At 65.7% G+C, this 10,336-nt stretch carries 8 protein-coding genes and 2 tRNA genes; 6 read left to right on the forward strand and 4 right to left on the reverse strand.

The window, feature by feature from the left end:
- The 3 genes from B9C43_RS47205 to B9C43_RS47215 form a co-directional block, all read right to left on the reverse strand.
- Positions 1 to 2,430, reverse strand: a 2,430-nt coding sequence (locus tag B9C43_RS47205) for an RNA polymerase sigma factor (RefSeq protein ID WP_084433871.1), incomplete at its 3' end; no start/stop codon positions are given.
- 210 nt (positions 2,431 to 2,640) lie between these two features.
- The gene (locus B9C43_RS47210) at positions 2,641 to 4,008 is read right to left on the reverse strand and encodes a TIR domain-containing protein (RefSeq protein ID WP_084433872.1); all 1,368 of its coding nucleotides are present in this window, start codon (positions 4,006 to 4,008) and stop codon (positions 2,641 to 2,643) included.
- Positions 4,009 to 4,093: 85 nt separating this feature from the next.
- Positions 4,094 to 4,166, reverse strand: a tRNA-Lys gene (locus tag B9C43_RS47215).
- 186 nt (positions 4,167 to 4,352) lie between these two features.
- Between B9C43_RS47215 and B9C43_RS47220 the strand changes: the two genes are divergently transcribed.
- The 3 genes from B9C43_RS47220 (at position 4,353) to B9C43_RS47230 (ending at position 6,842) form a co-directional block, all read left to right on the forward strand.
- Positions 4,353 to 5,558, forward strand: coding sequence for a L,D-transpeptidase (locus tag B9C43_RS47220; RefSeq protein WP_327225020.1), 1,206 nt, complete (start codon positions 4,353 to 4,355; stop codon positions 5,556 to 5,558).
- A gap of 185 nt (positions 5,559 to 5,743) precedes the next feature.
- Positions 5,744 to 6,097 carry a nuclear transport factor 2 family protein gene (locus B9C43_RS47225; RefSeq protein ID WP_084433873.1) on the forward strand — a complete coding sequence of 118 codons (354 nt, stop codon included), beginning with the start codon at positions 5,744 to 5,746 and terminating at the stop codon, positions 6,095 to 6,097.
- Position 6,098: 1 nt separating this feature from the next.
- A complete protein-coding gene (locus tag B9C43_RS47230) occupies positions 6,099 to 6,842 on the forward strand; it encodes an SDR family oxidoreductase (RefSeq protein WP_084433874.1) in 744 nt (247 codons plus the stop codon).
- Here the strand turns inward: B9C43_RS47230 and B9C43_RS47235 are convergent.
- Positions 6,839 to 8,353, reverse strand: a complete 1,515-nt coding sequence (locus B9C43_RS47235; protein WP_084433875.1) for a helicase HerA-like domain-containing protein — start codon at positions 8,351 to 8,353, stop codon at positions 6,839 to 6,841. The genes B9C43_RS47230 and B9C43_RS47235 overlap by 4 nt on opposite strands.
- Before the next feature lie 68 nt (positions 8,354 to 8,421).
- Here B9C43_RS47235 and orn point away from each other — a divergent pair, with 68 nt between their 5' ends.
- The 3 genes from orn to B9C43_RS47250 all read left to right on the forward strand — a co-directional run bounded on the left by orn (position 8,422) and on the right by B9C43_RS47250 (position 10,335).
- Positions 8,422 to 9,027, forward strand: coding sequence for an oligoribonuclease (gene orn, locus B9C43_RS47240; RefSeq protein WP_033389349.1), 606 nt, complete (start codon positions 8,422 to 8,424; stop codon positions 9,025 to 9,027).
- 60 nt (positions 9,028 to 9,087) lie between these two features.
- Positions 9,088 to 9,163 (forward strand) — tRNA-His (locus B9C43_RS47245).
- A 260-nt stretch (positions 9,164 to 9,423) separates the two neighbouring features.
- Positions 9,424 to 10,335 (forward strand): AraC family transcriptional regulator, encoded by a 912-nt coding sequence (locus tag B9C43_RS47250; RefSeq protein WP_084433876.1) that lies wholly within the window; start codon positions 9,424 to 9,426, stop codon positions 10,333 to 10,335.
- Position 10,336: the final 1 nt, after the last annotated feature.

The raw sequence follows: 10,336 nt of genomic DNA on the forward strand, positions 1-10,336 counted from the left end.
GATGGTGATGGGCTTGCCGTGTGCGGTCAGGGTGGTTGTGCCTTCGCCGGTGAAGACGGTGCGTTGTTCGGGTTTGTAGGTGACGTGTCCTTGTGAAGTCACGCTGAAGAGAGTGTTGACTCCGTTGGAGGTGGTCAGGTGGTGGTTGCCGGGCAGCAATTTGTAAGTGCGGTTGGTGCTGGGCGTTTTCCAGGTGAAACCGAGGAGTGAAGTGTCGGCGTAGTCCAGGTCGGCCGTGTTGACGGTGATCGGCTTGCCGTGCACCGCCAGTTCGGTTGTTCCCGCGCCGGTGAAGGTTCCGTCCTGTTCCGGTTTGTAGCCAACGCGTCCTTGGGGAGTCACGGTGAAGGGAACGGTGATCCCGTTGGACGTCAACACATAGTGCCCGCCGGGCAGAAGCCGGTAGACGCGGCTGGGTTGCGGTGTCCGCCAGTTGATCCCGCCGAGCGTCGTGTTGGCGTAGTCGACGCCAGCCGTGTGCAGGGTGATCAGCTTCCCGTGCACGGCCAAGGTCTTCGTGTCCGCACCGGTCAGCATTCCTTGCAGTTCCGGTGCGTAGCCGACGTTTCCTTGCTGGGTGATCGCGAAGGGGAGCGAAGCCTGGTTGTTGAAGACGAAGTAGTGGTTGCCCGGCAACAGTTTGTAGGTGTGAGTGCGGTCAGTCGTCTGGTAGGTTCCGCCGACTCCGGTGGAGACGTAGTCGACGTCGTCGGTGTTGAGGGTGACTGGTTTTCCGTGCACGGACAACGTGTTCGTGCCGCTGCCGGTGAGCGTCCCTTCGAGGTTCCGGTCGTAATCGACTGTTCTCGTGTCGGTCACGGTGAACGTGAACTTCTGGCCCAGCGCCGTGGACAGGGTGTGCACGCCGGGATCGAGCCGCATCCGGCGGACCTGCTTGGAGTCGTGCCATCCCTCGGCACCGGACACCGTGAAGGTCGAGTAGGCGACGTCGGTGAAGTCGATGACGACTTCGTCATACGAAGGCGGTGGTGGTGGGGGTGTTCCGTCGCGGGGTGTTTGGCTCGCCGGTGGTGTCGGCCCAGGCGTGGTTCCAGGTGTCGTTGCCGCGGGTTGGGGCGTTTCGGCGGGCGCCTGCCGTTGCTGCGGCGCAGGCGTGTTCCCGGGGGCAGGCGTGTTCGCGGGCGCTGGCGTGTTGACGGGTGTGGCTGGCCGGACCGGCGGAACGCTGGTCGGACCTGGAGTGCTGGTGGTCGGCGAAGCGGGCCGGTTGACGACCGGATCGGGCTTCAGGTCCACCGGAGCCTGGGACGCGTCGCTGAACGGAGGAGGCGGCGTGACCGGTGTTGAGGACGTCAGCAACCCGCACACGCCAAGGACAACCGCTGCGGCGGCACCGGCCACGGCGCGGAAAACCATGGGGTCCTGTGTGATGTGGCTGACCGAGTTCATCACCCGCGAGCTGCTGACCCGCACCAACGTCCCGAACGACCCGCCCGATGGCGGACGCGTGCCCGCCACCTGCCGCCCGACCGCCACGACCGTGGGTTCGGCGACGGCCACCACGTTTCCGACCGGCACGGAGTCTGCGCGGCTGAACAGCGCTGCTACCGCGCGGCGCCGTTCATCGTCGTCACTCACGACGATGAGTCCCGGGCCTATCGCCCACAGCACGTACTTGCCCGCGGCATCGGCGCGAGGTGCGCAGTGGACACAGGCCTCGGCATGCTTGGCGACTGCTTTGGACTGCTTGACGTCCAGGACGAGCTTCTCGCCCGCACGCTTTTGCTCGTCGGACAACATGCCGTCGAGAACCGAACATGAGTTTCGGCCCGTCCGCGCGAGCACCAGGGCGGTCGCTGCGGTCACGGTGGCCATGCGCGCCCGGTGCAGTTGACGCTCAACGCGGTCAGGCGGCATGTCCAGCTCACTCGCGAGCTCCGCGGTGGTGGTTCGGCGTTGCTCGCGCAGAGTCAGCTTGATGTGCGTGTCCATGACACGGCTGAGGTTCGGAGTGATCGCCGTGATGGCGACCCGGACCGTGCGCCACAGTTCGCGTTTGCCCAGGAACTCCTCGAGGTCCTCGGTGAGCTCCGGCAGTTCGTCCTCGGCGAGTTCCGGCTTGTCGAGCTGGAGGCTCACCTCGGCAGGCGTGGACGGCTGCTCCGGTATTTCGCCGTCCGCGCGGTGTTTCAGCTGCTCGTAGTGTTTGGCGAGGAGTTTCTGCGCGATACCGGTGAGCCAGGCCGCCACGTTCTGCGGCTCGTTTCCCCGGCGGATGGTTTCCAGTGCGCCGGTGAAGACCTCGTGCACGTAGTCGTCGACTTCGCTCGCGTACCGCAGCCGCCGGCGGAAATAGGGGACCAGTTGAACCCGGCAGAGTTCGTAGAGCTGGGTCTGCGCGTGGTGCCGGACGTCGGACTCGGTCGACCGCAGTCTGCTGACCAGATCGCCGTTGTCGGTCGATGCCACTTGTGCCCTCCCGGAAGGCAGTCGTCGGGTCGTGTCGGGAGGTACGTGCATCCGTACGGCGAGTTCTCCCCGCCGTTGAACAAGATTTTTTGGACGGTGCCCCTCATTTAGCTCCCTCGGCACGAGATTCGCAGGATGCCTCGTCCAGCCGGACCATGCGATCGCCCAGAAGTGTGGAATGAAGGCAGAACCCGTATTTGTGCGAGTTCGTCAGGAACAGAACACCAACGGCCCGATCTTTCCCTGCCAGTCGGACAGCTCACCGATCCACCGGGCCACGTCTTTCCGGTCGGTGTAGAACTCGGTCACTGTCTTCGCCGCGGTGAACACGAGCGCGGCGGCGACTGTCACACCGATGAGCCGGTACGGCCCGATCGCCGCCGGGGCAAGGATTACCGCGACGATCTCCAGCGCGAGAATGCTGGCCAGCCAGCCGAGGTAGGCGGTGATCTCGCCGGAATGACCGGCTTTGATCCACTGCGGCAACGACTTCGCGGCCCGGTCGCGCAGTGCCAGCCGGACTTCGGCCAGGTCCAGGTACACCGACACCGCCTGCCACTGGTTCGCCCGCGACCGGGTGCCACGCCAGTCGGGATCGGTGGTCAGCCGCTCGTACAACCGGTTGGCAGCTCGCCGGAACACCGCGGGTTCCGTGGTGACGGGTGGCGGCCAGTCGTAGTCGCGTGCGGCGGAGCGCCGCCATGACCGGTGCACGAAGAACGCCGCGACAATGCTGATGACGATCAGGTACCAGACTTCCCACTCCTGCCACACACCGTCCTGGTTCGTGCCGAATTTGGACAGCAGGTACACGAAGGGAAGCAGGGCGAGGGCGAGCAACAGCCATCTTCTTTTCGTCGCCTCGCTGAGTGACATGGTGCCCGCCTCGACGTCCCAGCGGTAGGTCAGCCGTTTGACCAACGGAATGGCGATCATCGTCAGCAATGACATGACGGCCAGGATCACTGTGGACCCGAACGCGGCGAACGTGAACCATTCCCACAGCTGCCAGTTCGAATCGGGAAGCATGAGGACCGGGCTGATCAGGAACAGGCCGAGCGCCCAGGCGAGCATCCGGCCGGCGACCCGTTTCGGTCGCGGCGTTTCCGCGGGCTTCGGCGGCGCGACGGCGACCGGCGCGACGTGCCGCTCCAGCATCCGCACCAGGTGGTCGATGTCCGAGGGAAACGTGGCGCCGCGGACCCGCGCGGCCTGCAGGACGGCCACCTCGGTGATCTGCTGGGGAAGTTCGTGCCGCTGCGGCGGATCGACGTCCTCCAGCAACACCGGAATCACCGGGATGCCTTCCCGCAACGCGGTGTCGATCTCGAAAAGCACCCAGTCGACGGGTCGTTGCTCGGCGAACTCGGCCAGCCACCCGTCATGGATCACGGCGACGACCACGTCACTGCCGGACAGTTTCGCGCGCAGGCGGTCGGGATACCGGACACCCGGCTCGATCTGGTTGTCGACGAAAACCTGGTCCGCGCCGAAATAGCGGCTCAGCCGATCCACGAGGGCGCCGACCGTCACCGAATGCTGCCCTCGTCGTCGATAGCTGACGAAAATCCCGGCCATGCCCCCATTCTTTCGGCTGCGCGCGGAACGGGCTTCGCGGACGCCAAAAGGCCCAGGTCGACACTGCCGACCTGGGCCTTGGGGGTGCGCCGCCAGGGACTCGAACCCCGAACCCGCTGGTTAAGAGCCAGCTGCTCTGCCAGTTGAGCTAGCGGCGCTCGCAAGGTCTCCCTTGCGAACGGGGAAAACCTTAGCATGGGCTACGCCGGCGCTCGAAATCGGACCCCCGGTTGATCCACTCCCCCAGCTAGAGGGCACAATTGGCATGTTCGAGCCCTGCTGGGGACGGGGAGGAAGGGCTCGGGCACCGGATTCGGCGGGGCTGACGTATGGGTGGGGTCTTGATGCGACGATCGATTGTGGCGCTTGCCACAGCCATGGCTGTGCTCTCGGTCGCGAGTTGCTCGTCGGGCGACTCGAACGCGCAACAGCCATCCGGCACGCCCACAACCGGTGGCGGTACGACGTCGAGCAATTCGCCTGCGCCGCAGCCGAAGCCGATCGCCATGTCGATCACGCCCGCGGACAAGGCCGCCAACATCGCGCCCGGCGACCCGATCTCGGTGACGGCCGCCGACGGCAAGCTCACTCAGGTCACTGTGACCAATCAGGACGGTAAGGCAGTCTCCGGCGCGCTCACCCCGGACGGCATGAAGTGGGAGTCCACCGAGCCGCTCGGCTACAGCAAGTCGTACACGATCAACGCGGCGGGCACCGGCACCGACGGCAAGCCGTCGACCATGACGTCGTCGTTCACGACCGTCAAGCCGGGCAGGCAGATCGGCGTCTCGATGATCCCGCAGGACGGCCAGACGGTCGGGGTCGGCCAGCCGCTGGCGTTCTACTTCTCCAGCAACGTGGCGGACAAAGCGGCGGCGGAGAAGGCGCTGAAGATCACGACCGAGCCCGCGACCGAGGGCGCGTTCCACTGGTTCCGCGACAACGAGGTGCACTGGCGGCCGAAGGAGTACTGGAAGTCCGGTACCAAGATCACGGTGAACGCCGCGATCTACGGCAAGTCGCTCGGCCCAGGCGTGTTCGGCAAGGAAGACCGCAAAGCCGCGATCACCATCGGCAACAAGGTCGTCGCGGTCGCCGACGGCGCCACGAAGCAGATGACGGTGTCGGTGAACGACGAGGTCGTGAAGACCATCCCGATCTCGATGGGCAAGCCGAAGCACGAGACGCCGAACGGCATCTACACCGTGATGACCGAGCAGCAGAACTACACGATGGACTCCGGCACATACGGTGTCCCAGCCGACTCGCCCGGCGGCTATCGCACGAAGGTCGCAGTGGCCAGCCGCCTGTCCAACAGCGGGATCTTCTACCACTCGGCGCCGTGGTCGCTCAAGCAGCAGGGCAACAGCAACGTCAGCCACGGCTGCATCAACATGTCGACCGAGAACGCCCGCTGGATGCAGGAGATCGGCGCGAAGGGCGACATCTTCGAGGTCCGGAACTCCGGCGGCAAGGCCCTGCAAGCCTGGGACGGCCTGAGCGACTGGCAGCTGCCGTGGGAGGAATACCAAAAGGGCGGCAAGAAGTAACCAGCCTCCGCAAAGCCCCGGGCATTGCTGTCCGGGGCTTTCTGCTACCCGGGGTTCTGTCCTTCTTTTCGGCCTGCCCCATGGCAACCGCGATCTACGGTGATTCGGCGCGTTCAGACGATCGGACATGAATAGCAGACAGACGGACATGGATCGTCTCATCAGGCGCTCGTAGCGTGGATTGCATGACAGAACTGCCAAGCGTGGTGACTCGATTCGTCGAGGCAGGCAACGCGCACGACGCCGACGGAATGCTCGCGACCTTCGCGGACGACGCCTTGGTCAACGACGATCAGCGGAACTTCTGGGGCGCCGAGGCCATCAAGCGATTCATCGACAAAGAGATCATCGGCAACAAGGTGACCATGGACGTTGTCGGTGCCCGGAAGCACTACGACACCTGGATCGTCGACGCCAAGCTGGACGGCACGTACGACAAGACCGGACTGCCCGACCCACTCGTGCTCAGCTACTACTTCACCGTCACCCGTCAGCGGATCACCACGTTGATGATCATCGCGGTCAAACCGGGGTACTGAGATGGACCTGAGCGGAAAGCGGGCACTGGTCACCGGCGGCACCAAGGGAATCGGCGCCGCGATCGTCTCCCGTCTCATGGCCGGCGGCGCCCGCGTGGCGACGACCGCCCGTTCGGCGGTGGATTCACCCGCCGCCTTGTTCATCAAGGCCGACATCAGCACCGCCGCCGGGGTCCACCAAGTGGTCGACGGTGTGCTGGAGGCCTTCGGCGGCATCGAGATCGTGGTGCACAACGCCGGTGGCTTCCACTTCGAGCCAGGCCCGGCCGAGTCGTACCGAGATCAGGACTGGCAGGACGTCCTGGACCTGAACCTGCTGGCGCCGATGCGGATCGATCGCGCGGTCATCCCGCACATGGCCGAGGGCAGCGCCATCGTCCATGTGACGTCGATCGCCCGGCTGATGCCGACAACCGGGCCATTGCCTTACGCGAGCGCCAAGGCCGCGCTGACCGCGTACAGCAAGGGCCTCGCGGCCGAGCTCGGCCCGCGAGGTGTCAGGGTCAACTCGGTACTCCCCGGGTTCATCGAAACTGAAGGCGCACAACGGGTTCTGGAGAAGTTCTCGGCCGACCCGGACATCGCGCGGGCCGAGCTGTTGAAGGCACTCGGTGGTGTGCCGCTCGGCCGGCCCGGCAGACCACGGGAAGTCGCGGACCTGGTCGCCTTCCTGGTGTCCGACCAGGCGTCCTGGATCACTGGTGCCGAGTACCGGATCGACGGCGGCAACGTCCCGTCGGTCTAACGACGCCGTTTCGCCGTACCGAACAGGCCACGGGTGATCTCCCGGCCCAGCGCGCTGGCCGCCGACCGCAGGAACGACTTCACCGGGGCGCTCGTCAGGACTTTCTCCAACGCGCCGGGCTCGTCCTTCTGTGGTTCTCCCTGTGGTTCCTCCTGCGGTTGGCCAGAGGGCGGCGGCGCCACCTTGGCGGCGAGCTTCTCGTACGCCGACTCGCGGTCGATGGTCTCGGCGTACTTCGCGTGCAACTCGCTCGCCTTGGCGGCCTCACGGATCGCGTCGACGCCGATGGTGCCCATGAGCGAACGCGGTGCGCGCAACCTCGTCCACGCGACCGGGGTGGGCGCGCCGCGTTCACTGAGGACTGTGACGATCGCCTCGCCTGTGCCGAGTGATGTGAGCGCTTTGTCCAACTCGTAGTGCTTGGTTGTCGGATACGTCTTCACCGTCTGCGCCAACGCCTTCTGGTCGTCAGGCGTGAACGCGCGCAACGCGTGCTGGATCCGGGCACCGAGCTGGGACAGCACAGCGTTCGGGATGTCCGTGGGCAGCTGTGTGCAGAAGAACACACCGACGCCCTTGGAGCGGATCAGCTTCACGGTCTGCTCGATCTGTTCGAGGAAGGCCTTCGAGGCGTCGCTGAACAGCAGATGCGCCTCGTCCAGCACGAACACCAGCTTGGGTTTGTCCAGGTCACCGGCCTCGGGCAGCTCCTGGAACAGTTCGGCGAGCAGCCACATGAGGAACGTGGAGAACAGCGCGGGCTTGTTGTGCAGCTCACCGACCTCTAGCAACGAGATCGTGCCCGCCTTGAGCAGATCGGCCACGGCCAGCTCCGGCTCGCCGAAGAACTCGTCGCCGCCCTGAGCCTCCAGATTGGACAACGAGCGCAGGATCACACCGGCCGTGCTGGCCGACACGCCACCGAGCTGTTTCAGGTCGGCCTTGCCCTCATCGCTGGTCAGGTGGGAAATGACCGAACGTAGGTCCTTGAGGTCCAGCAGCGCCAGTCCGCGCTGATCGGCCCAGTGGAAGATCAGGCCGAGGGTGGCCTCCTGGGTGTCGTTCAGCCCGAGCACCTTGGACAGCAGGATCGGCCCGAAACTCGTGATCGTGGCCCGCACCGGAACACCCGGACCGCCCGTCCCCAGCGATATCGACTGGACCGGGAAAGCAGTGGGCTGCCAGTCGTCACCGGTCTCCTTGGCCCGCTTGGCGACCTTGTCACCTGCCTCCCCCGCCCTGGCCAGACCGGACAGATCCCCCTTGATGTCGGCGAGCAGCACAGGAACACCGGCCGCCGCGCACTGCTCGGCGATCAGCTGCAACGTCTTGGTCTTGCCAGTGCCCGTGGCCCCGGCCACAAGACCATGCCGGTTGAGGGTCGCCAACGGGAGCTTGATCACCGCGGACGCGTCCACCTGCCCGTCCACCACGACCGACCCCAGCCGCACCGCCTGGCCCTCGGTCACGTAACCGGCGGCGATTTCCTGCGCTTTGTCCACGTTCAGCACGGTAGAACCGGGACACGCGTATCGCAGCTCGAAGCCCGCCGCACGCCCCGCAAGATAGGCTCGACCAGGTGAGTGACCATCTGGTGTGGATCGACTGCGAGATGACCGGGCTCGATCTGGTGAACGACGCCCTGATCGAAATCGCCGCGTTGGTGACCGACGCCGAGCTGAACATCCTCGGCGAAGGCGTGGACGTCGTCATCCACGCATCCGACGACGTACTGGCGACCATGCCCGAGGTCGTCCGCGAGATGCACGCCAAATCCGGCCTCACCGAAGAAGTCCGTCGCTCGACGGTGACACTCGCCGACGCGGAGCAGATGGTCCTCGACTACGTGCGCACCTACGTGCCCGAAGCCCGCAGCGCACCCCTGGCAGGCAACTCCATCGCGACCGACCGCGGCTTCATCGCCCGTGACATGAAACAACTGGACAACCACCTGCACTACCGAATGGTGGACGTCTCCTCGATCAAGGAACTGTGCCGGCGCTGGTACCCCCGCATCTACTACGCACAGCCAGGCAAAGGCCTCGCCCACCGGGCACTCGCGGACATCCGCGAATCGATCAAAGAACTCGCGTACTACCGCAGCACAGCCTTCGTCCCCCAGCCAGGACCCTCCAGCGAAGAAGCCCGGGCTGCGGCAGAACGCGTGCTCAAAGCCGACACCTGACCCCTGAATTTCAGCTGCCCGGACGCGCGCGCTACGATACTGTCGCTTCAAGCAAGCATGGTGGGTGTAGCTCAGTTGGTAGAGCACCTGGTTGTGGTCCAGGAAGTCGCGGGTTCAAGTCCCGTCACTCACCCCAGGTCAGAGGCCCTTTCCTCGCTCAGGGGGAAAGGGCCTCTGCCATGTTCGGGGAAGACTGGGAGACGATCTTGGTTCGGGGGTTACCGCGCGACGTGCGGTGGGCATCCGAACGGTTGTCAGATTGCCCCTCCATGGGGTTCCGGCCCGTCATAGCCACCGGTGACGCCGGACAGATCGCCAGGCGAGCGTCCAGCGCCGTTTCCCACTCGGCTGCCAGCACATCCACGCCGTCGCAGCATCGGCAGACATACTGGTCCCGTGGACATCATCGGGGAGGCGATCGCGTCGATGCGGGCCGGCGAGCCGACCTCGGCGCGCTGCAGCCTGCGTGCGCCATGGGGGATGCGCTTCCCGGCGCTGGGCGGCGCCGGATTTCACGTGATCCTGCAGGGTGCGGCCTGGATGCTGCCGCCGGGCGACGCCGATCCGATCCGGCTCAACGTGGGCGATGTCGTGTTCGTGTCACACGGCCGCAGTCATGCCTTGGTTGACGACCCGAAATCGCCCCAATTCCCGATGGGCGGTGTCGCGGCGGAGGACATCCCGGACGGTGACGGCCCACGGACCTCGATGTTGTGCGGTTCGTACTACCTCAACAACATCCGGCCGCATCCGTTGATCGCTGCTCTGCCCGAAGTCATCCACCTGCCCGCGAAGGTGGCGCCCGAGCCGGGCGTGCGGTCCATTGTGGAGCTTCTCGGTGCCGAGATGGACGAACGGCAACCGGGTACCAGCGCCGCCGTGCCTGCGCTGCTCGACTTGTTGCTGCTGTACATCGTGCGGACTTGGTACCACGGCAAGAGCGGCGGTTGGGCGTCCGCATTGGACGATCCGGCGATCTCGGCGGCGATCGGCCGGATCCAACAAGAGCCGCAGGCACAGTGGACGGTCGCCGGCCTCGCCGAGCACGTCGGGTTGTCCAGGGCGACGTTCGCGCGTCGCTTCGCCGAGCTGGTCGGTGAGCCGCCGCTGAGTTATCTCACCTGGTGGCGGATGACCAAGGCGGGCCAGTTGCTGAGCAGGGGAGACCAACCGCTGGCCGCGATCGCCCGTCAGGTCGGCTACCAGTCCGAGTTCGCGTTCAGCAAGGCGTTCAAGCGGGAGTTCTCGTTGTCGCCCACCGACTACCGCCGTCAACGCCGGGCCGGAGCGCGGATGGTCGACGCCTGAC

This window comes from Kibdelosporangium aridum, assembly GCF_900176515.1.
Taxonomy (GTDB): domain Bacteria; phylum Actinomycetota; class Actinomycetes; order Mycobacteriales; family Pseudonocardiaceae; genus Kibdelosporangium; species Kibdelosporangium aridum.